This is a genomic window from Paenibacillus sp. JT22N7 (assembly GCF_059383875.1).
Genome location: NZ_JBXENY010000005.1, coordinates 318,251 through 339,148 on the forward strand (window position 1 = coordinate 318,251; position 20,898 = coordinate 339,148).

Below are 20,898 nucleotides of genomic sequence, written 5' to 3' on the forward strand. Positions count from 1 at the left end.
AGTTGTAATTTTTGTCTCATAATTACCTTTCGAATTATACTTAGACCTTATAAATTTGTCAATAATATCCTTGTAAAAAATTGTCGTCCAATGTAGAAGTATGTCTAAACATGGCGTTATATGATTTTCGCTTTACACCTATAAAGCGTGCAGTTCTTCCTCTATGCTTTCCCCTAGCATTTTTATGGCAATCTTCAAAAAATCCTCCTCGCTAATTTTAAATTGTCCGAAGCGGAAGCAGTAGCCCCAGTTGCGCTTGCCACTCGTAAACGTCAAATCGTCCAACAGACCCGCGATTTTCACGGTCCGGCAAGGCAGAAAGCGAACGGCCCGCCGAAAGGGAATGAACGATTCCGTCATTTGATGCGGATAAATCCGGTCATCCATCATCTGCCCAATGGCGGTAAACGCCTGCAGCGATTCTCCTCCGTTCATCTCCGTCCGCGGCGAATAATAAATGAGCCAATCTCCCGCCCGCATCCGCTTCAACGCAGCTTCCTTGCCGTTGCAAAGCTGGGCAACGCCCTCCTCCACACCGTTCCGCACATGCGCTTCCGAGACGACGCCTATCCAATAGCGGCGCTGCTCTAGCGAATCGCTTGCTACTGCGGCTAAACTATTTTGCTCCATGGACAATGCAAGCTGCGCCGGCTGCTGAGTGTGTCCCCTTTGCGCCAATTGCTCTAACTTCCTCATTACGGCTTTCGCATCATACGCTTCATTTCGTAACATATTTGCTCTCTCCTCGGCCTTTTATTAAGCTAACTATACAAAAACACTACTGACAACAGGTTGTCAGTAGTGTTGATCACCTTCTCTAGCTCGTCCATTTCCTTCAAATTAATTGATGATGGCTCCATAGGATCGCAAAAAAATAACCGCCTGTTCGCTATCCATACGCACCCCCTTCAAATCAAGGCCCTTTAAATCAATTCCATCCAGCTTGGCCCCTCTTAAATCGGCTCCTTTAAGTCTAGCTTTGCTTAAAGAAATTCGGGTCAGATCGGCATCTCTTAAATCCGCCTTCTCCAAATTAGCATCCGTAAAGTCAGCCTCCAAAAAACGAACGCCTCTTAAATCTTGTTTTGAAAATCGGGCATGCCTTAAGTTCGTGTAAGCCCAATCTCCTTGAGCAATCGTAATTCCGTCCATTTGGGCACTCGAAAAGTCGGAGCCTGTCATTTTGCAAGCGTTGAATATGGAAACAAATAGGTTTGCATCGTTGAAATTACAATTTTCGAAGGCTGTCCCCGTATGAACGGAGCCGTTTAAGGATGTTCCGCGAAAGCTGCATTCGACAAAACGACAGTTAGTCGTAACTACTTCCTCCATGGAAGTATTCGTAAATGTGCATTTAGTAAACGTACAGCGAAATAATTCGCCATAACGCAAATCACGTCCATCAAACCGAACCTCATTATAAGACTGCTCCTTGTATTGGTACAAAAATAACCCTCCTGCCCTATTTTATTGCTTCTTTTTGGATTCTGCCTTTTTCTTCGATGACTTTGTTGATTTTTCTGGCGTTTTTCGCTCAGCTAGTACAGCAGCCAATTGATCCGCCTCTTCTCTGAGCAGCTTTTCTTGCTTCGATTGATATTCCGATATAATAAAGTTTTGGAGATCAGAATTGTTCATTTGCAGAAATTGAGCAAAAGCTTCCGGATATTGGAATGATTTTTCCCCAATTGCATTTGAAAATAAAACGTTTATTTTCCCGTCTTCCTTGCCTACTACACGCCCAATACCAAATTTAATATGGGTAACCGGTTGATCCATCATATTCATTGGATTCGTTTCCTTTCAGCTCAGCTCGCAAATATTGGCCGGTGTAGCTCGCTTCGCAATCGGCTACCTCCTCTGGGGTACCTGTGCAAACGATACTGCCGCCATGTGTACCACCTTCGGGGCCTAAATCGATGATATAATCTGCGTTTTTAATCAAATCCAAATTGTGCTCAATAACAACTATCGTATTCCCGCCATCGACGAGTGCATGTACTATATGAACCAGTTGATGCACATCCGCCACATGCAGCCCTGTCGTAGGTTCATCCATAACATATAGGGTTGAGCCTGTAGCCGGCTTCTGCAGCTCTGCTGCAAGCTTCACTCGCTGTGCTTCCCCTCCTGACAACGTCGTGGAGGATTGTCCCAGCTGCACATACCCCAGTCCTACCTTGCAAAGCGCTTCGATCTTTTTACGAATTTTAGGAACGTTGCCGAAAAATGTGACCGCTTCATCCGCTGTCATTTCTAACACTTCCGCAATGCTTTTACCTTTATAGTGAACCTCCAGCGTTTCACGATTGTATCGCTTCCCTTTGCATACATCACAGGCTACAAATACGCTAGGAAGAAAATGCATCTCCAGCTTCATCATTCCGTCGCCGGCACATGCCTCACAGCGGCCCCCCGATATATTGAACGAAAATCTTCCCGGGCCGTAGCCACGAACTTTCGCTTCATTTGTCAGGGCGTAAAGAGATCTAATTTGGTCAAAAAGTCCGGTGTACGTAGCCGGATTGGAGCGCGGGGTACGCCCTATCGGGCTTTGGTCAATGTTAATGATTTTATCTAAAAAATCGATTCCTTGCATTTGCTGATGATTTCCCGCACTCATGTGGGCATGGTTGAGCTCCGCAGCCAGCCTTTTATAGACGATTTCATTGATTAAGCTTGATTTTCCAGAACCCGAAACCCCCGTCACACATGTAAAGGTGCCCAGTGGGATGGAAACATCAATAGCTTTCAAATTATTTTCTGCTGCGCCGATAATCGTTAAAGCTTTTCCATTGCCTTTACGCCTGTATTCCGGGACGGCAATTTGTTTTTTGCGAGATAAATATTGGCCAGTTACCGAGCTTGGCTCCTTCGCAATATCGTCAAGCGTTCCTTGCGCAACAACATAACCGCCATTTTTCCCGGCGCCGGGCCCAATATCTACAATCCAATCTGCCTGTCTGATTGTTTCTTCATCATGCTCAACAACAATGAGCGTATTCCCCATTTCACGCATGTCCCCTAATGCCGACAACAGTCGCGCATTGTCTCGTTGATGAAGGCCAATGGAGGGCTCGTCTAAAATATATAATACGCCCGTTAAGCCCGAACCGATTTGCGAAGCTAATCTAATGCGCTGGCTCTCACCCCCGGAAAGAGTGCCAGATGTCCTTGAAAGCTGTAAATATTCCAAGCCTACATTGTTCATAAACTGAAGCCGGGAACCAATTTCCGCAACGATCAATTCAGCAATCGCCGCCTTCGTTCCAGGCAGCCTCAAATTCGCAATAAAATCAAGGGCAGCAGAAACAGATAACCTGCAAAATTCAGCGATGTTCATACCGCCAACCGAGACAGCAAGCAGCATGGGCGCAAGACGGTCTCCGTGGCAATCTGGGCATGGCGGCGCAAGCGTTTCATCCACAGCCTCCTGCTGCATCCCAGCAGCTCCCTTAAAAGAGGCCGCTTTGACTTGAAAGCCTAGCCCGGAGCAGGTCCGGCATGCCCCTTCTTGGTTATTGAATGAAAACATGCGTGGCGTTAACTCGGCTAATGACACCTCGCAGCGTGGACAGCTGTAGCTTTGTGAGAAGGAAGTCTCTTCCCCGCTGTCATACTGATAAATAAGGACGATATCACCAGCTAGCGAAAACGCGGTTTCAAGGGAATCGGTCAGCCGCTGTGCATCATCTGCTTTCACCGTAAGCCGGTCAACGACAATTTCCACCGTATGCTTCTCGTTTTTATGAAATGGAATATCATCATCCAGCTGATAAAAGGAGCCGTCCACCCGGACACGCGCATAACCGCTAGCCTTGGCGTGCTCCAGTATTTTACGGTGCTCGCCTTTTTGCTTTCGCACGATAGGGGCAAGCACTGCAAACCTCGTTCCTTGCGGCAAACTATAAATTTGATCAACGATTTCATCAACAGATTGCCGGCTAATTTCATCGTTGCAAACGGGGCAATGCGGCGTTCCGACTCTGGCCCACAGCAAACGCAAATAATCATAAATTTCCGTAAGTGTCCCGACGGTAGAACGCGGGTTGTTGGAGGTCGTTTTTTGCTGAATGGCAATCGCTGGCGAAAGCCCTTCTATGGCGTCAACATCCGGCTTGCCGACTTGTCCCAAAAAATGCCGGGCATACGCAGATAATGACTCTACATAACGTTTTTGGCCCTCCGCATAAAGGGTATCAAACGCCAAGCTGGATTTGCCAGAGCCGCTCACTCCAGTAAATACGACGATTTGATCACGGGGAATTTGAATACTAATGTTTTTTAAATTATTTTCCCGCGCACCACTAACCTGTATAAAATGGTCCATCTGCTAACCTCCTAAATGACTCAAGCAGGTTGTAAAAAGCTCAAATAACCGTTTTCCGCCTGCGGCGTCTGTTCATGAAAAAAATCAACGGATAGCTCTCTAAAGCTGGATATCCGTTGATTAAGTCTCTATATCATTTATATCTCGAATGAACTAGGCAGCTTTTACACGTTTAATAAACAGTCCAACGATGGCCCCTGCGACTGCAACGAATAGGACAAACACAAAGGCATCCTGAACGCCTGCCGTAAGCGCGGCTGGTGTAAATGTCGAACCGCTTTCCCCAGCTGCATTTTGCATATAGTGATTGGCACCGGATGTCATGACGCTAACCGCTACAGCCATGCCAATCGCGCCTGCAATCTGGATGAGCGTATTCATAATCGCTGTTCCATCCGGATGCATATGGCGAGGTAGCTGATTCATCCCATTCGTCTGGGCTGGCATCCACACTAATAAAACACCGATCATGAGACAAATATGCAGCATGACAATGAACGCAATCGTGGATACAGCCGTTACAGCCGAGAAGAACCAAATCGTAACCGCCGCTAAAAGGATGCCCGGTATCACGTGCCATCGAGGGCCGAATTGGTCGAACAGACGGCCAAAACAACAAACATCGGGTGCTTGAATGCTCTTAAATTCATTAATGGCTGCTTCATCATCAATTGCCGAATGACGAACAATACGAGTGAAAGATGCGCGGTTTGGTATTGGCAGATACATTTTGCATATATATGAACCCAACAAGCGATGCAATTAGCATAAGAACGAGGGATAGCCAGAAAATCCAGTGCCAGCTTAAATGGGCAATCATCAATCCGGAGACGGTTGGACCTACAGCAGGTGCAGCCGTAAATACGAGTGTCACAAGTCCCATGGCAAAGCCACGCTTATGGGGCGGAAATATAATAAGCACCGTATTGAACATAAGCGGGAGCAGAAGTCCTGTTCCGATCGCCTGGAAAATACGGGCTGTCATCAGCACCTCAAAGCTGCCTGAAATTCCCCCAATACCAGCACCAATAACGGAAAAGATGACCGCGGTTAAAAATATTAAGCGCCGTTTCGTTAAAGGCTCCAACAAAGCCAGCCAATATCAACGAAATGACGATCGGAATTAATTTGATGCTTGGATTTGCTTGTTGTTGTCCTATTGTCATGCCTGCTTGCAAATTGCTCATACTCCTGTTTATAAATACACGATACATTATTTTTATCTTTATCTAGGAAATCAGCTTGCGGATCACTTCATGGAGCGGAATCATGCGACGGCCAAGCAGCTTTGGCGGGTCGTCACTCTCGATTACAGCCAAGCTATTTGCAGGAACTAGCTGCAGCAATGATTCGACGATCAATGATCCAAGCTGACCCGTTGCTCCGGTTACCATTAATTTCATCTTTTAATACCTCCATATCCCTTATAAATTTGGATTTGTTCGTTTATGTCCATCGACATAATTAAAGTTATCATATAGAATTATGACAACAGTATGTCATAGTTTTTTTCGCAAAAAAAAATAAAAAATAAGGATGAATCCCTTGAAGATTGATCGACTATTATCCATCGTTATGCTGCTGCTTGAGCGTAATAAGGTCAGTACTTCTACCCTTGCCAAAATGTTTGAAGTCACTCCTCGCACGATTTTCCGAGATATAGAAGCGATAAATAGAGCCGGCATTCCCATTATTTCTTATCCGGGTGTTCATGGCGGTATTGGCATTATGGAAGCCTACAAAATAGAAAAAAAGCTATTTACCGTTTCGGATATAACGGCCTTATTAATTGGGCTTAACAGCATTCAAGCTTCAATGTCCAGTGAAGAAATTTTAACTACGATTGCGAAAGTAAAGGGGCTCGTTTCCGAAGAGCAAATGAAGGATTTTGAAAGTCAAATTTCTATTGACCATACGCCCTGGCTAGGCAACCGTAACGTAAAGCCGAATTTCGAGGAAATGAAAAATGCGATTCATGAGAAGAAGCTATTGTCGTTTAAATATTCTGACCATAACAGCAAGCGGACGCTGAGAAAAATCGAGCCCTACCGTTTGGTACTGAAAAATTCAAACTGGTATTTACAGGGCTATTGTATGGCCAAACAGGATTTTCGCACATTTAAATTATCTCGCATTTCAGCTCTTAAACCTCTTAATGAAAGCTTTGTGCCTAGGGAAATTGGGCCAGAGCTATTCGAAATGGCTGAAAAACATACGATTACCATTAAGCTTCTAATTGATGAGTCGCTTCGCGACTTTATGGTGGAGTACTGCGGGGAGCAAAACGTCGAGCCTCATGGAGGAAATAATTTTGTCGTTTCCTTTCCATTCAATGAAAATGACCTTGGATACGGTTATTTACTTGGCTTTGGCGATAAATGCGAGTGCCTGGAGCCTGAACATGTGCGTTTAGAGCTTATTAAGAGAATTAATCATTTAGTGGATACTTACAAGCTGCGTGCATTCCCGCAGGTGGACCATGAGAAATAAGCTTGTAACAGCTTTTGAAAGCGGCATAACCTAATAAACCTTAAGCAAAAAAAGCGTGAAGCTTGGACGAAATACGAGTGTCCAAGCTTCACGCTAAAATTGAAATCTTGCATGCCCACCGTCTGCTATGCCTTCAATGCGCTCCAGCTCCAGCAGCTTGCGCTTCATCTCCAGACCTCCGCGAAAGCCAGTCAGCTTGCGGTCCGCCCCAACAATTCGGTGGCAGGGCAGCAAAATCGGAATCGGGTTGGCGCCATTCGCAGCACCGACAGCCCGTACTGCCGTAGGCCGTCCGATGGCAGCCGCAATATCGCCATAGGTTCGAGTCTCACCATAAGGCACCTGACCAAGCGCGGTCCATACTTGCTGTTGAAAGGCCGTCCCGATTAAATCGAGCGGTATTTCAGCAAAGGAGCTGCGTTCCCCGGCAAAATAACGCTCCAGCCATTCCACAATGCCTGTCCGTCTAATCGCCTCTGCATCTTCCCGCGGCTCCTTGCCGGGCGCTGCTTTGTTCATCCAATTGCGCCAGCCTTCCAGCTCCTCATGTGGGAATACTACACGGCACAGCCCCCGCTCGGTTGCAAGCAATAACCACCTTTGCTTGGCAAGCTCCAGCTCCATCCACATCATATCCGTTCTCATCAGCCCTCGTCCTTTCCTAGCGAATGTTATGAAAAAGAAACCCATAGACTGGACGCTTCTACTCCAAGCGTCCAGTCTATGGGCATCCGTCTATGCTAATGTTCCGGCATTTTTTGAGCAAGCTCAAATATCGTTTGATTTCTTAGATGCTCCTCCATCTTCCCCTCAGCTGACACCATCACTTGTTGAATTAAACAAGTGGAACTATGATTCAGCGAGCAATCAAACAAGGAGGCCGTGCCTTCGATGGCATGAATAATATCCAGAAACGATATTTGTTCCCAATTACGCTTTAGCTTGTAGCCTCCGTTGGCGCCTGAAGCGGATTCAATCATGCCCGCTTTAACGAGCTTGGTCAATATTTTGGACAAATAGGTAGGCGATACTTGCTGCCTCTCTGCCAACTGCTGAACCCCAACTGGCTTATCCGGGCTGGTCGCCACAAGAAACAGCATCGTATGAAGAGCATAGTTAGTAGCTTTTGAATATTTCATGCGGGTCATTCCCCTCAATACAAGACTTCATTTATCTATATTAGCGGTTATTAGCTTAGCTAGTCAAGCTTGCCGGGTGACTACAAAGCGGGCATCAGCCTTTAAAAATGACCGTGAATTTCACGCCCTTCTCGGTATTTTCAACCTGGTACTCACTTTCATGGAGCTCCAAGATCCGTTTCACAATAGAGAGTCCCAGTCCCGTGCCTCCTGTTCGCCGATTGCGCGAGCTTTCGACGCGGTAAAAACGCTGCCATATTTGCTCCAGCTTTTCCTCGGGAATCGTATCGCCAACATTTTCTATGGAGAAAATCAGCCTGCTCCCTCTGCCCTCAATCTGAATCGTAATGGCGCTGTTTTCCTGCGCGTGCTGAATCGCATTGCCTATGAAATTTGATAGCACATGCTTCATCCACCTCGCGTCGGCATGCAGCGGGAGCTCATTGCTCGTCATGACGGTAGCCTCAAGCTGCTTAGCTTGCAGCATATGGACATAGTTTCCCGTCACTTCCTCAAGCAGCTCGCTAAGCATAAATGTGCTTTTACGCAGCTTGAACGTATCGGATTGCAGCGTGGCCAAATTGAGCATGTCCTCCACAAGCATTTCCATGTTCTGCGCTTCCTCTACAATCACCTTTAAATAGTGATCCTGCTTTCCCGCTCCTACGCCATCCTGCAGCCCTTCGCTGAAGCTTTTCACAATACTAAGCGGCGTTTTCAGCTCATGAGAAGCATTTGCGAAAAATTCCTGCTGAGCCTGTTCCATCCTTTGCTTTTCCGCAATATCTTTTACAAGCTGCTGATTGGCCTTCTTCAGATCTCCTAGTGCAGTGTCCAAGCTGCGTGAAAGGGTATGGAGGCTGCTTGATAAGCTTCCCAGCTCATCGTTTTGCCGAATTGGCTCATGCACGCTGAAATCGAGCTGCACCATCCTTTTGGCTGCATTGTTCATCGAAATGAGCGGACGGGTAACCATTTTTGAAAAAAAGAACGATAAAATGATGATGAGGATAAATCCACCTACACCTAAATAGACGTAAAACCAACGCAAAGCTTCATTCGTTTCGCCGATTTCCTGCAGAGAGGTGACGGAAAACAGCAAATCCACTTCCCCCGATTGCTGCTCAACGGGATAAATCATGATCGAATTGCGAACACCTGACCATGTTTGCGTCCACTTTTCCTCTACAACCTCCATGTTTTCGAGCTTTTCCTTCCGCTCCTGACTGAGTGGGAACCACTCGCTGATCGCATCCAGCAAAATGCCTTGCCGCGTCGTATACGTCCTCGAAACGGGTTGGATCAGTTCGGTGACGATGCCGGAAACCTTCTTATACTCGCCTCCGATCGTCACATTGGAGGTGTAGCCTACACTTGGGCGGCCCGTTTTGTGAATGCTTAACGGATAAAGCACCTGATTCATCGATTCTGCCCCAGGCTCCATCTCCCCTTCCACCGTTACAACATTCCCCGACTGAATGCCGGCTGCCCGGAATTCCGTTTCGTAGCTATTCAAGAACAAGGACAAGGGAACAACATACAAGCTTTGATCATCCGTTTTTAATGTAATGTGATAAGGATCATCCATTCTCACTTTGCCGTCCAGCGTTAAAATGGCGAGCTGGATTTTATTTTGAAGCATAAAACGGGCAGCTTCATTAGACGTTTTGCTGGAGCTCCAGCCGGTCTGGGCATAGTTTTGGGCAAATTTCGCCAGCTGCTTTTCATTGCCGCTTATTTTCTGATTTTCATAAAATTGATCAAACAGCAGCAGCTGACAGAGGATGACCATGCCGTAAAAACAAAGAAAAAAGACAACGGTCATAATGAACAGCTTAAAAGTAACTCCCCGCTTCTTCATGGCTCCTCCTCAAATTTATAACCCGTACCAATAACGGTGCGAATATGCCGGGCCTCAAAGCCGAGCTTGCTCCGGAGCTTCTTAATATGGGAATCAACGACACGGGAATCCCCTTCAAAATCCATCCCCCAAATTTGGTTCAAAATGACGTCTCTGCGCAAAACAATCCCTTTATTTTTAATTAAAAACAATAACAAATCGTATTCTTTAGGCGCGAGCACCACCTCGGCGCCGCTTACATCCAAACGGTGAGCGGTCAAATTAAGCATCGCATCGCCAAATTTCAATATATTCGGCTGCAGCACGACGCTGCCCTCCACCCGTTTCATTAAGGCGGCTGCTCGCGCCAGCAGCACCTTAGGACTGAAGGGCTTCGTCACATAATCGTCGGCACCTAGCTCAAACCCCATAATTTTATCTTCATCGCTTGATTTAGCCGTCAATAAAATAATCGGAATAGCCAAGCTGCTCCGTACCTGCCGGCATACCTCGAAGCCATCCAATTGCGGCATCATAATGTCGAGAATGATCAGATCGGGCTGCACAGTGCCCAGCCAAAGCAGCGCTTCCTTGCCATTTTCCGCCTCAAATACGCGCCAGCCGCTCATCTTGAAATAATCGGCTATCACTTCCCGAATCAAGCTTTCGTCTTCAACTAGCAATAACGTTTTATTCATTATTTGAGTTCCTCTTCTATCCATAATGATCCTTACTTTAACAATCGACTATGGCTTTTATGTGCCCAATCCGCTCAGAGCAGATCGATCTTATCTATTATACCCAATCTAGTTTGAGGAGATAGGTCGTGCTGCATAACCATATAGCAAAAAGAACGAAGCATAGCTGCTCTTCCAAAGGGAAGAAGCGCCTTCGCTTCGTTCTTTTTGTACACCATTAACCTACTTGCTAGTCAACTGGCTTTCTCATTAGCTGCTTTAGCCTTTCTTGGCCAGATCGTATAGCTGAAGCTGATCACAAAATCAATGCCGAGCACCCATGTCCACCACTCCATGACTTGCCTTAAAGCCACTGTCTGGGGCGGCTCGTTAACCATTATAATCATGCCATACAACACTGCACATCCAATAGCCCAAGCAGCGAGATGGCGAAGCCAGCCTAACCGCTCATTGCGGGCATGCTCTTCACCCGTTTTCGCTTTCTTCTGTGGTGCAAGGCCTCCGGCAAAGCGATGGGCAAACTGCACATCTGCCCAACGGATCATCGAATGCCCATATGCGATCGAACAGCCGATATATATGGCAGCCAGCCCGTGAACGAAGCTCGCCTCTGCCCCGCCACGAAGGTGAATAACTGTAGCGGCAAGCAGCACCAGATCGATGACAGGGGTGCAGTACAGCAGAAACGCTCCTAGCTTAGGGGCGCGCAGCATATAGCGGCTAATTAGACCAGCCAGCACAAACACCCAGAAAGCCATTTCACAGCCAATAATAAACACGGCCATTGTATCCTCCGCCTTTTTTAGTACGAATGTATTATTTAAATACCGTTGTTATTATAGCTCAATTGTATTAAAAAAACAACTGCGCTATAATACACTCATGCCAAAAATAGTTGATCACAATAAACGAAAAGAAGAAATTGCCGAAGCCGTATGGCGCATTATCGTTAGGGAAGGGCTGGACAGCGTCTCCGTGCGCCGCGTTGCCGACGAGATGGCCATGTCGCTCGGATCCATTAGACATTATTTTGTTTCGCAGGACGAGCTGCTGGTCTTTTCCATGCAGCTTGTTTCACAGCGTGTCAATGAGCGTATACAAGCGCTGCCCTTTACCGGAATGGTCCGCCACGATATGGAGCTGATCATCTGGGAGCTGATGCCGCTGGAGGAAGTGAGTATGCAAGAAGCGCAAATTTGGCTCGCCTTCGCAGGAAGAGCGTCCGTAAGCGAAGCGATACGAGCGATAAGCCTCAGCACCTATGAGGAAATATACAACGGCCTAAGAAGGTCGTTAGAGCATCTTATCCAGCAAGGCGTAACGATAGCAAATATAGATGCCGAATACGAAACGGCAAGGCTTCATGCCCTAGTGGACGGACTTGTCGTGCATGGCGTCACCTATCCACAGCGATTCAGCAAGGAAAGGATGAAAAGCATCGTTATCCAGCATCTCGATACACTGATGAAAATCCCTTGAACATCTGGATGTTTTCAAAAAATAGGAGCTGGTCAGTTGGAAGCCATTAAATAAGCTATGCCGTTGATCCGGCTTATTTAATGGCTTCCATATGTATCATTTACTATGGAGTTAATGATTTATGCTTTATATTATATTTTTTCCATTTCCTTATTTTCGCACGGAATGATTTAAATGGAGCCGCCGAATTAATATGAATCCACCGGGCCATCGGCCAGTTTTCCTTACTACCCGTCCAGTGGCGAGCGCCTTGTATAAAAAGCTCGTCCTCGGTTAATGTGTCAATCCATTCCAGCCAGCGCTGCTCCTCTTTCCGAAATAAGTCTCTAAGCTCAGATAGGGAATATGTACCGTACCTCTCGTAAAAAGATTGGTACAGGTTACCGAGCTGGTTCCATTTATGATCTGGAGTTGGCATAATGACACGGCGCCCTGCTTCCTCATCCCTATCCCAGCCCATAACTAGACCAAGCCAGCCCAGTTGGTAAGCGATTATTTCAGCAGGCGTTTTATCCACGTCCGGTATTCTGTCATCCTTTTGATCATTGCTGATTTCATCAAACTCCTTGTCGAGCAGTAAATAATTGGAGTGGATAACTTCCAACAGCTCTTTTTTGGATGTATATTCATAGCTCGCCATAATAACACCCCTCTTTATCATTTCGGTTATATCACATCCGTGTACAATGATGAATTAATATTCATACCCTTTCACCTTCGCATAAACACAAGTATTAGCAAGCTCGCCTGTCTGCTCACGGGCGGACTTTCGCAAAATGCCCTCCAGCGTAAAACCGGCCCGCTCCGCTACCCGCGCACTGGCGTGGTTCATCTCATTACAGCGAATTTCGATTCGGCTGGCATTCAGCTCCTGAATGGCAAAGGTGGTAATTCCATTTACCGCCTCCGTCATCAAACCTTGGCCGGAACGCGACGTTCTCAGCCAATAGCCGATTTCAAACCTCCGCACATCCCAGTCAAATCGGTGCAATCCGCTGCTGCCGACAAATTCACCCGTCTGCTTATCAAACAAATGCAGGGGCAAATCGGTACGCTCCAAAAAATTCAACCGAGCCTTCCTTACATAAGCTTCCGATTGCTCTACAGTAGGCATGGTTTGCACAAATGGCATCCACGGCTTCAACTGCTCCAGGCTTTCAACAATAGCCTCATTGCTAAAAACACCGTCCCCCCACTGCGGAGCCCGAATGAGCAAGCGCTCGGTTTCAAACGATTCAGGGAAAGAAATTAAAATTGGATTTTCGCTCATTTCATACAGCACCTCCTGAAGGTTAAGGAAATAAATTTTTTATAGTATAACGGCGATTCCATTATTTTACCAGCCTATTTTCGCCAGCTTTCCCCTCTATTCCTTTATGAGCCTATTAATCTATAAAACAATCAATTGTCTCGTTACAAACACTAGGTTCGCTTCATATATTATCTTATGAAGTGGAAAGGGGAATGCATATGCCTAACATCGAAAGTTCACACCGTTCTGAAGGTAACCGTACTGGCGGCAACCGTACTGGCGGCAACCGTACTGGCGGCAACCGTACTGGCGGCAACCGCACTGGCGGCAACCGTACTGGCGGCAACCGTACTGGCGGCAACCGCACTGGCGGCAACCGCACTGGCGGCAACCGCACTGGCGGCAACCGCACTGGCGGCAACCGCACTGGCGGCAACCGCACTGGCGGCAACCGCACTGGCGGCAACCGTTAATCGCCATGCTCCTTTGCTCCCTTGAGCTGAAGCAAATACAAACAAGAAGAGCTGGGCCTATGAAGGCCCAGCTCTTCTTGTTTGTTAAATTTTACTCGCAATACTCTGTGTTACCTGCGACAGCCGTATGGATGCAAGCTTATCCTCCATCGCCTGCTGCGCTTCAGCAAACACCTCTTCGAGCGACGACTGGATGTTTCGTCCAGTCGGACAAGCCGGATTCGGCTTGTCATGAATCGCAAACAATTCCTCCTGCGTCTGCGATTGAACTGCCCGATAAATATCGAGCAGCGAAATTTCGTCCAGCGGACGGGTAATGCTCGCTCCAGCCACTCCCGGACTAGTCTGTACAAGACCCGCTTTCGCCAGCATGCCGATGATGCGGCGAATGACAACCGGGTTTGTATTCACACTGCCTGCAATATGGTCGGACGTCAAACGCTCGTCCTTATCCAAATCCAGCAGGCTCATGATGTGTATGGCTACTGCAAACCGATTGCTAGTCACGATGACCACCCTGCTTTCTATTCGACAAATGCAACCTGTCCATTCGAAAGTGAAGCAATTCTTGCCAGCGACTCCACTCGGTATCCCAGCTCAAGCAATCGTTCTCTGCCCGGTTGGAAAGACTTTTCAATGACGATGCCGATTCCTGCAACTTTGGCTCCAGCTTGCTCTACGATGCGCGCCATGCCAAGTGCCGCCTCCCCATTTGCCAGGAAATCATCGATGACGAGAAACACATCGTCCGCCTGTACAAACTTGCGGGCAACGCTAACCTCGCTCTCCTCCTGCTTCGTAAAGGAATATACCTTATGCGTGTATAAATCATCTTGAAGCGTCAATGACTTGCGTTTCCGGGCAAAAATCAGCGGAACGTCCAGCTTCATTGCCGCCATGACGGCAGGCGCAATTCCTGATGATTCAATCGTTAACACCTTCGTCACACCCGCAGCAGCAAACAGCTCTGCAAGATGCTCCCCAATGGCAAACATCAATTTCGGATCAATCTGGTGATTCAAAAACGAATCTACTTTAAGCACCTGCTCGCCTAGCACGATGCCCTCTTCTCTAATCTTCTGCTTCAAAAGCTCCATCCGTCATACTTCCCCTTCCAAAATGCTGCCACGTTCCTGAGAGGCCGGTTCATACAAATACGTCCTGCTCAGCTTGACGACCCGCCTGTTTGCTCTGCGAATGACGACGGAAGCATCATCCCAAGCTACGACGATGCCAATGACGTCATTCATCTCCAGCCCATCGCGGACAACGCGCACTTTCTCGCCGCTTATTCGGAACTGATCCAGCAATTCCTCACTAACCATGCACGAACACTCCTCCCCTCAAGCCGTACTCCCGTATATGGTGAAAAAAAACCTCAATAAACTGTAGAACCGTTTATTGAGGCTGATATATGCTATTGATCTGCGTATGCCTTAGCCAACATGTTCCTTGGAATCATTCGTTTCATACCACTCATCCAATACGCGCGAGGACATGACACGCTTACCAATGTACTCGGCTTGACGCTCGCTAAACGGCTCACGCCATTCCAGATCCAGCTCTTCAAACAGCTTCACGATCGTAAGCAGCTCTGACCATGCTACATATCTTTTGTACCAGAAAAATTGCGGATGCTCAATCATATAAGGGTACAAATCATCAAATTCCGTATGTTTGCAATCTAATGCACGCTCAAAATGATTTTTCGCATCGGATAATTTGACATCCATGAATTCTGCTGACCAATTTCCCATTATTTCTGCCTCCCCTCGATCACTTACGTTTTATTATAAGCCAATTTCACTTGCGGGGAAAGAGCAATTGTTCTGGAACATCTTACTCAAATGTAATTTGGCCGCCTTCAAGCGACGAGATGCTAACGAGCGATTCCACGCGAACCCCTTGCTCACGCAGCGTGCGCGAGCCTGCCTGAAACGATTTTTCCACGACAACACCCATGCCCACAAGCTTTGCGCCAGAGCGCTCAATAATTTTGAGAAGTCCTCGTGCTGCATCGCCATTGGCAATAATATCATCAATAAACAGCACCCGGTCTTCGCTTGTCAAATATTGCTTGGATACCATAATATCGGTAACCATCCCTTTCGTAAACGAAGGGACACGCTCACAATAAGCGTCATTATCTGCGATTAGCGTCTTTTTGCGTCTTGCAAAAACAAGCGGTACACCAAGCACATAAGCAGCTGCAAAAGCAGACGGGATGCCTGAAGACTCTATTGTGATGACCTTCGTAATTTGCTCCCCAGCGAAGCGGTTTGCAAACTCATGGCCCATTTCCATCGTTAATGCAGGATCGACCTGGTGGTTGATAATAGAATCCAGCCTAAGCACATCCGTTGACAGTACCGAAGCCTGTTCCAAAATTCGTTGTTTTAAAATATCCATCGTATGCCATTCCCCCCACCAAAAATTCCTTTTGGATAACTTACCATAGGTATAGCCAGCAGCGCAATAAGAAACGCATAACTTGCCTCCTCGTTTCCGCCCATAGGAATTAATGGGTCGTTTCCCCAACTTTTTTGCCCTTTAACAGAAACTTTTTCCCAATATCATCCGTTTTACCTTATAGTAGAATAAAAGCATCATCCAATGATGACAAGCGAGGAGCGCTGCAAAGTGACGAACATGAAGAAATCACCTTATCGACTTGCAAAACATGCCGCAGTTATAGCCATTGCCGTTGCAACAGCTGGCTGTCAAAGCATGGCCGGGCCAAGCGAAACGGCTCAAAGCGCAAGTACTCCCTTGACGGCCGACCAGCTGCTCACTCAGTCGGACAGCCCGCAAAAAACCTATTTGGAAAACGTTCTGGAGCAACAGCAAAGCCCTGTGCAAAATCAGGCGATTGAAGATCATGTAGACGCCAGTACCGAAGTGAATGCTGCAAACGGCTTGTCGAGCAATAAAACAACACCAGCCAAAACAACGGAAGAAGGAAAATGGAATGCCGCCAAGCCGGCACTTCTCGGCCTTGCAATCGGCGATTCCAAAGCAGCCATGACGAAGCTTTTTGGCACTGCTCTCGATTCCTACACGCTGGAGGAAGAAAATCAGGTTAAAATTGAAGTCCACGAATATGATGGCTTCGCTGTTGGCCTGAGTGACAAAAATACGATTCAATACATCGAAGTGTATGATAAAAAAGTAAAAACCGGACTGAGTGGCGTTAAAATCGGCGACCATTCCAAAACAGCCGTTAAGGCGCTTGGCAAACCTACGTCACAAAGCGGCTTTATTATCGCATACGAGGGAACAAAGACGCTGCTCAAGCTCGATCTTGATCCCGATTTAAGCGAGATCGTGTCCATCAAGCTGCTTGCCCGCAGCTAGCTTTAGTAATCCCCGGTCAACCACAGCATGAGTAAAGCAACGAGCAAAATCGGAAACGTAAACAGCAGCCCATATTTCGTATACTCCCGCCATGAAACCTTTACGCCGCCCTGACTCAGCAGTTGCAGCCACAGCAGCGTAGCAAGCGAACCGATGGGCGTAAGCTTCGCCCCAATCGCCGTTCCTAGCAGGCTGGCGTAAGGCAAATAATCTGCCCCATTCACCTGAGTAATCGCAAGCGACGAAATGAGAACCGCGGGCAGGTTGTTAATAGCTGCCGCCAGCAGCGCAAACAATAGTCCCGAACCAAATATGCCAGCCATTGGCGAGCCGCTGGAAGCCGCAGCAATCAAGTCCGGAAACCACGCAACAGCCCCATGCACATGCAAACTGTACACAACCAAATTCATCGCCAGCGCAAATACGATAATGAGCCACGGTGCCCGCAGCACCGTCTGTTTGGCATCCACTTGTTTAAAAATAGCCGACGCCACCCAATGGAGCCCCGCACAACCAAGCGCAATCACACAAGCTGGGAGCCCGAAATGCTCCGACATCAAATAACCGGCCATCATGATGATGATAATGACCCAGGAAAGCCTGAACAGCGTAACATGGCCCAGCACGGTTGCAGGCTGCGGAAATACCTTTGGCATGTCGCCCCTGCTCTTGTCATTTTTGATGATCCGGCCGAAATAAGTTAAAGTAACTGCAATGGTCGCGCCAATTGCCGCAAGTCCAGGCAGCAGCATTTGCGAGGCATATTGATCAAAGGGAATACGAAAAAAATCGGCCGTCAAAATATTCGTCAAGTTGCTCATCATCAGGGGAGCGCTTGCTGTGTCTGCCATCAGCCCGATTCCGAGCAAGTAGGCGAGCCTTCCTTTACGGGACAGCTTCAGCAGCGCGGTTACTTCGAGCACAATCGGCACCATAATCAAAATCGTTCCATCGTTGTTGAAAAAAATCGTAATTCCCGCAGCGAGCAGCGACAGCATCGTAAACAACAGCAGCGGCAGTTGGTTAAAGCGATGGACAATATGAAGCGCCGCCCAGCGGAAAAAGCCATTTTGATCCAGCAAAGACGTAAAAATCATAATGCCAATCAAGGAAAACGTCGCATTCCACACAAATCCCCAGATGTATACGACATCCTCCAGCTTTAGCAGCTGTAAAACAAATAAAATAATAGCTCCGGCAAGCGCAATTAAAGCTTCATTCATGCCTTTTGGCTTCACCAGTATAAGCGCCAGCGTGATAATAAATACGATAATGGAAATAATCATAGTCATAGCCTTTATGCCAACCTGCCTTTAGTCAGATGAACTTGCAGTCATGCCCGTCCCGTTTTGGACATACCTTCTATAAAGCATGTGCAGAAGAGTTCGGAAACGGGGGAAGGGCAAATCATGATAATGAAACGAACAGGTAAGGTGCTGCAAATTGCATCTACCTATATGGGTACTGTTGTTGGAGCCGGCTTTGCGACAGGGCAGGAAATTTTACAATTTTTCACCCGTTTCGGCTATTGGGGGACGCTGACGATCGCTTTAGCGACCTTCCTCTTCATATGGCTTGGTACCAAAATGATGCTAATTGCCAGCGATATTCGCGCCAAATCGTATGAAGATCTGAATAAAGCGTTGTTTGGCGAGCAATATGGCCGTTGGATCAGCCACTTTATGTTCGTTATTTTGCTCGGCGTTACCGCAGTTATGCTAGCTGGAGCCGGAACGATTTTTTATGAAAACTGGAATATCTCTTATCAAACCGGCCTGCTCATTACGATTGTCGGCTGTTATTTCCTGCTGCGCAAAGGGATGAAGTCGATTTTGATGGTCAATGCGATCGTCGTTCCCGTCATGCTGCTGTTTACCGTCCTCATTATTATTGATACATTCAATACGCCAGGCGCCGGGCGCTTTATCTCGCTTGCCAGCGATCATTCGATCTGGGCAGCATGGGCTGCGCCTTTCCTGTATGCCGCCTTCAACCTGTCGATGTCCCAAGCGGTACTTGTCCCGCTCGGAGCCGAAATCCGCGACCGTAAAGTGATCATCATCGGCTCTTGGCTCGGCGGCATTGGCATTGGCTTCATGCTTCTTGCCGGCCATATTGCCTTGTCCGTACATATGCCTGGCATTCAGCAATATGCCATTCCAATGGGAGGCATCGCCAAGCAGCTTGGGCAAAGCGTGCAATTTATTTATGTATTCCTGATTTTCGCCGAAATTTTCACCACCCTGATCGCCGACATTTACGGCCTTACCCTCCAGCTGCAAGAGCGGCTGAAATGGTCACGTTCCATTATTACAACGATCATCCTGCTGTTCTGCTATATGGCAAGCCAGATCGGATTCGGGCCGCTTCTATCCACTCTTTACCCGATATTCGGGCTGATCAGTCTCGGCTGGCTGTATTTAATTATCCGCAAGCGAATGGACCGGAGCGAGGCTTAGGCAGCTTCTGCCCTTGGCCTTCTGCTCCAGCCCACTCCGAAATGACAGCATTTGATTATTCCGCTTGACGCAGCGTATTGACGTACACTTTTTTCAACTGTGCAATAACCCGCGTCAGCGAATAAACCTGCTTTGCTTTATCCCAGCCTGAACGCGCCAAGTTGTAGCGATAAGAGGAATCCGTAACCAGCTTCTCCAGCGCCTCAGCAAGTGCAATCGGGTCCTCTGGCGGTACGAGCAATCCATTGACGCCATCATCAATTTGCTCCGAAATGCCCCCGACATTCGTTCCGACAAGCGCCAACCAGCAGAGCGCGGCCTCGGCAAATACGGAACCGAACGCCTCCGCCCGCGAAGGCAGCACGAAAATATCAAAAAACGGCATAAATTCCTCGGGATGCAGCATGTAACCGTAAAAAATAATATCGTCATATAAATCCAGCTCGACTGCAAGCTGCTCCAGCTCAAGGCGAATCGGCCCATCTCCAATAATATGCAGGACGAAGGGATGACCCCTGCGCTTCAGCTCGGCACAGCCATGAAGAAGAATGTCAATGCCTTTGGCCGGTACTAGGCGGCATACGGTAATGAGCTGTGGAACTTCATTTTCATGGGCAATCGGCTTAAAGCGCTTCTCATCAAATCCGTTCGGAATGACCTTAATCGCTGCTGCGTCCAACACATAAGGAGAAATATACGTGCGGAATGATTCCGACACCGTCAGCAGCTTGTCAACACGCGCTTCCAGCTCGCCGTAAATAGCGGTCAAAAATTGATGCACCTTGCCATTCTCTTCGATTTTGCCATTCAATATTAGCTCGCGTTCATAGCTGGAGTGAATCGTCATCATGACGGGCGTGTCTGGATAAAGCTGCTTCATAACCAGCGCCGCAATCGGATGATGCGCATGAATAATATCATAGGACTTCTTCAGCCGCAGCTTCGTCCACCAGACGTAATCGCGGTACGTTTGAATATATTTATCGACAAGCGGATCCCCTTCGAAAGCATGGTAATCGAATGTTTCGAATACCACTTCCTCCTGCCCTTTTCCTCTTACTCGCTTCGGAATCGAGAATAGCTCCATTTCCCATCCCATTTGCTGAAAGCGGTCCTGAATATAGGGAATCATGGAAGAAACACCACCCGGCTGCTCCGGCGGGAAAAATAAAGCTTGTAAGATGTTCATAACTTCAATCTCCTCCAAATTTGCGCTCAAAGCCTCAATTACCCGTATTCGATTGCTTGCAACGGATTACACATTTTGGGCAACGATGCCGATACTACTTATATTGGCGTTGTTCATCTGCCATCAAACATGATATAGTAGAACATATGTTTCTGTAAACAAGACGAATGTTGACAAGCGCAATTATTTTTTTAA

At 47.4% G+C, this 20,898-nt stretch carries 24 protein-coding genes and 1 pseudogene; 5 read left to right on the forward strand and 20 right to left on the reverse strand.

The window, feature by feature from the left end; all coding sequences use genetic code 11:
- Nucleotides 1-138 precede the first annotated feature (138 nt).
- The 6 genes and pseudogenes from AC50Y5_RS15885 to AC50Y5_RS15910 form a co-directional block, all read right to left on the reverse strand.
- Complete coding sequence (locus AC50Y5_RS15885; protein ID WP_494862323.1) at nucleotides 139-630, reverse strand: EVE domain-containing protein; 492 nt, start codon at nucleotides 628-630, stop codon at nucleotides 139-141.
- Between the two features lie 210 nt (nucleotides 631-840).
- Complete coding sequence (locus AC50Y5_RS15890; protein WP_494861988.1) at nucleotides 841-1,446, reverse strand: pentapeptide repeat-containing protein; 606 nt, start codon at nucleotides 1,444-1,446, stop codon at nucleotides 841-843.
- A 21-nt stretch (nucleotides 1,447-1,467) separates the two neighbouring features.
- Nucleotides 1,468-1,788 carry a hypothetical protein gene (locus AC50Y5_RS15895; RefSeq protein ID WP_056041855.1) on the reverse strand — a complete coding sequence of 107 codons (321 nt, stop codon included), beginning with the start codon at nucleotides 1,786-1,788 and terminating at the stop codon, nucleotides 1,468-1,470.
- The gene (gene uvrA, locus AC50Y5_RS15900) at nucleotides 1,754-4,330 is read right to left on the reverse strand and encodes an excinuclease ABC subunit UvrA (protein WP_494861992.1); all 2,577 of its coding nucleotides are present in this window, start codon (nucleotides 4,328-4,330) and stop codon (nucleotides 1,754-1,756) included. Before uvrA ends, AC50Y5_RS15895 begins: the two co-directional genes overlap by 35 nt.
- A gap of 153 nt (nucleotides 4,331-4,483) precedes the next feature.
- Nucleotides 4,484-5,496, reverse strand: a pseudogene (locus AC50Y5_RS15905) (MFS transporter).
- A 63-nt stretch (nucleotides 5,497-5,559) separates the two neighbouring features.
- On the reverse strand, nucleotides 5,560-5,733 hold the full coding sequence (locus tag AC50Y5_RS15910) for a hypothetical protein (RefSeq protein ID WP_442952561.1): 174 nt from the start codon (nucleotides 5,731-5,733) through the stop codon (nucleotides 5,560-5,562).
- A 142-nt stretch (nucleotides 5,734-5,875) separates the two neighbouring features.
- On the opposite strand from AC50Y5_RS15910, the gene AC50Y5_RS15915 reads away from it, so the two are divergent.
- Nucleotides 5,876-6,820: a helix-turn-helix transcriptional regulator gene (locus AC50Y5_RS15915; protein ID WP_056041862.1), complete on the forward strand. Its 945-nt coding sequence runs from the start codon at nucleotides 5,876-5,878 to the stop codon at nucleotides 6,818-6,820.
- A 93-nt stretch (nucleotides 6,821-6,913) separates the two neighbouring features.
- Here the strand turns inward: AC50Y5_RS15915 and AC50Y5_RS15920 are convergent, their stop codons facing one another.
- The 5 genes from AC50Y5_RS15920 to AC50Y5_RS15940 form a co-directional block, all read right to left on the reverse strand.
- A complete protein-coding gene (locus AC50Y5_RS15920) occupies nucleotides 6,914-7,465 on the reverse strand; it encodes a methylated-DNA--[protein]-cysteine S-methyltransferase (protein ID WP_056041863.1) in 552 nt (183 codons plus the stop codon).
- Between the two features lie 95 nt (nucleotides 7,466-7,560).
- Nucleotides 7,561-7,959 (reverse strand): Rrf2 family transcriptional regulator, encoded by a 399-nt coding sequence (locus AC50Y5_RS15925; protein WP_056041866.1) that lies wholly within the window; start codon nucleotides 7,957-7,959, stop codon nucleotides 7,561-7,563.
- A 94-nt stretch (nucleotides 7,960-8,053) separates the two neighbouring features.
- A complete protein-coding gene (locus AC50Y5_RS15930; RefSeq protein ID WP_494861995.1) occupies nucleotides 8,054-9,820 on the reverse strand; it encodes a sensor histidine kinase in 1,767 nt (588 codons plus the stop codon).
- Nucleotides 9,817-10,497 carry a response regulator transcription factor gene (locus AC50Y5_RS15935; protein ID WP_056041870.1) on the reverse strand — a complete coding sequence of 227 codons (681 nt, stop codon included), beginning with the start codon at nucleotides 10,495-10,497 and terminating at the stop codon, nucleotides 9,817-9,819. The genes AC50Y5_RS15930 and AC50Y5_RS15935 overlap by 4 nt, the downstream gene beginning before the upstream one ends.
- A gap of 233 nt (nucleotides 10,498-10,730) precedes the next feature.
- Nucleotides 10,731-11,282 carry a hypothetical protein gene (locus tag AC50Y5_RS15940; protein WP_494861997.1) on the reverse strand — a complete coding sequence of 184 codons (552 nt, stop codon included), beginning with the start codon at nucleotides 11,280-11,282 and terminating at the stop codon, nucleotides 10,731-10,733.
- A gap of 97 nt (nucleotides 11,283-11,379) precedes the next feature.
- Between AC50Y5_RS15940 and AC50Y5_RS15945 the strand changes: the two genes are divergently transcribed.
- On the forward strand, nucleotides 11,380-11,976 hold the full coding sequence (locus AC50Y5_RS15945; protein ID WP_494861999.1) for a TetR/AcrR family transcriptional regulator: 597 nt from the start codon (nucleotides 11,380-11,382) through the stop codon (nucleotides 11,974-11,976).
- 103 nt (nucleotides 11,977-12,079) lie between these two features.
- On the opposite strand, the gene AC50Y5_RS15950 is transcribed toward AC50Y5_RS15945, so the two are convergent.
- Nucleotides 12,080-12,616 carry a ClbS/DfsB family four-helix bundle protein gene (locus AC50Y5_RS15950; RefSeq protein WP_494862001.1) on the reverse strand — a complete coding sequence of 179 codons (537 nt, stop codon included), beginning with the start codon at nucleotides 12,614-12,616 and terminating at the stop codon, nucleotides 12,080-12,082.
- Nucleotides 12,617-12,670: 54 nt separating this feature from the next.
- A complete protein-coding gene (locus AC50Y5_RS15955; protein WP_494862003.1) occupies nucleotides 12,671-13,246 on the reverse strand; it encodes a GNAT family N-acetyltransferase in 576 nt (191 codons plus the stop codon).
- Nucleotides 13,247-13,423: 177 nt separating this feature from the next.
- On the opposite strand from AC50Y5_RS15955, the gene AC50Y5_RS15960 reads away from it, so the two are divergent.
- Complete coding sequence (locus AC50Y5_RS15960) at nucleotides 13,424-13,726, forward strand: hypothetical protein (RefSeq protein ID WP_494862005.1); 303 nt, start codon at nucleotides 13,424-13,426, stop codon at nucleotides 13,724-13,726.
- Between the two features lie 59 nt (nucleotides 13,727-13,785).
- On the opposite strand, the gene AC50Y5_RS15965 is transcribed toward AC50Y5_RS15960, so the two are convergent.
- The 5 genes from AC50Y5_RS15965 to AC50Y5_RS15985 form a co-directional block, all read right to left on the reverse strand.
- Nucleotides 13,786-14,211, reverse strand: a complete 426-nt coding sequence (locus AC50Y5_RS15965) for an Rrf2 family transcriptional regulator (RefSeq protein WP_099521865.1) — start codon at nucleotides 14,209-14,211, stop codon at nucleotides 13,786-13,788.
- 14 nt (nucleotides 14,212-14,225) lie between these two features.
- Complete coding sequence (locus AC50Y5_RS15970; RefSeq protein WP_494862007.1) at nucleotides 14,226-14,798, reverse strand: xanthine phosphoribosyltransferase; 573 nt, start codon at nucleotides 14,796-14,798, stop codon at nucleotides 14,226-14,228.
- Nucleotides 14,799-14,801: 3 nt separating this feature from the next.
- A complete protein-coding gene (locus AC50Y5_RS15975) occupies nucleotides 14,802-15,026 on the reverse strand; it encodes a hypothetical protein (protein WP_056041882.1) in 225 nt (74 codons plus the stop codon).
- A 111-nt stretch (nucleotides 15,027-15,137) separates the two neighbouring features.
- Nucleotides 15,138-15,458, reverse strand: coding sequence for a hypothetical protein (locus AC50Y5_RS15980; protein ID WP_046229684.1), 321 nt, complete (start codon nucleotides 15,456-15,458; stop codon nucleotides 15,138-15,140).
- Nucleotides 15,459-15,540: 82 nt separating this feature from the next.
- Nucleotides 15,541-16,110, reverse strand: a complete 570-nt coding sequence (locus AC50Y5_RS15985; RefSeq protein ID WP_056041884.1) for a xanthine phosphoribosyltransferase — start codon at nucleotides 16,108-16,110, stop codon at nucleotides 15,541-15,543.
- Between the two features lie 231 nt (nucleotides 16,111-16,341).
- Here AC50Y5_RS15985 and AC50Y5_RS15990 point away from each other — a divergent pair, with 231 nt between their 5' ends.
- On the forward strand, nucleotides 16,342-17,055 hold the full coding sequence (locus tag AC50Y5_RS15990; RefSeq protein WP_494862009.1) for a hypothetical protein: 714 nt from the start codon (nucleotides 16,342-16,344) through the stop codon (nucleotides 17,053-17,055).
- Between the two features lie 2 nt (nucleotides 17,056-17,057).
- Here AC50Y5_RS15990 and AC50Y5_RS15995 read toward each other — a convergent pair whose 3' ends face one another.
- Nucleotides 17,058-18,347 carry an ArsB/NhaD family transporter gene (locus tag AC50Y5_RS15995; protein ID WP_494862014.1) on the reverse strand — a complete coding sequence of 430 codons (1,290 nt, stop codon included), beginning with the start codon at nucleotides 18,345-18,347 and terminating at the stop codon, nucleotides 17,058-17,060.
- A gap of 123 nt (nucleotides 18,348-18,470) precedes the next feature.
- On the opposite strand from AC50Y5_RS15995, the gene AC50Y5_RS16000 reads away from it, so the two are divergent.
- Entirely contained in the window at nucleotides 18,471-19,514 is a 1,044-nt protein-coding gene (locus AC50Y5_RS16000) for a YkvI family membrane protein (protein WP_056042087.1), read from the forward strand.
- Between the two features lie 55 nt (nucleotides 19,515-19,569).
- Here the strand turns inward: AC50Y5_RS16000 and AC50Y5_RS16005 are convergent, their stop codons facing one another.
- Nucleotides 19,570-20,703 carry a glycosyltransferase family 4 protein gene (locus tag AC50Y5_RS16005; RefSeq protein ID WP_056041890.1) on the reverse strand — a complete coding sequence of 378 codons (1,134 nt, stop codon included), beginning with the start codon at nucleotides 20,701-20,703 and terminating at the stop codon, nucleotides 19,570-19,572.
- Between the last annotated feature and the right edge of the window lie 195 nt (nucleotides 20,704-20,898).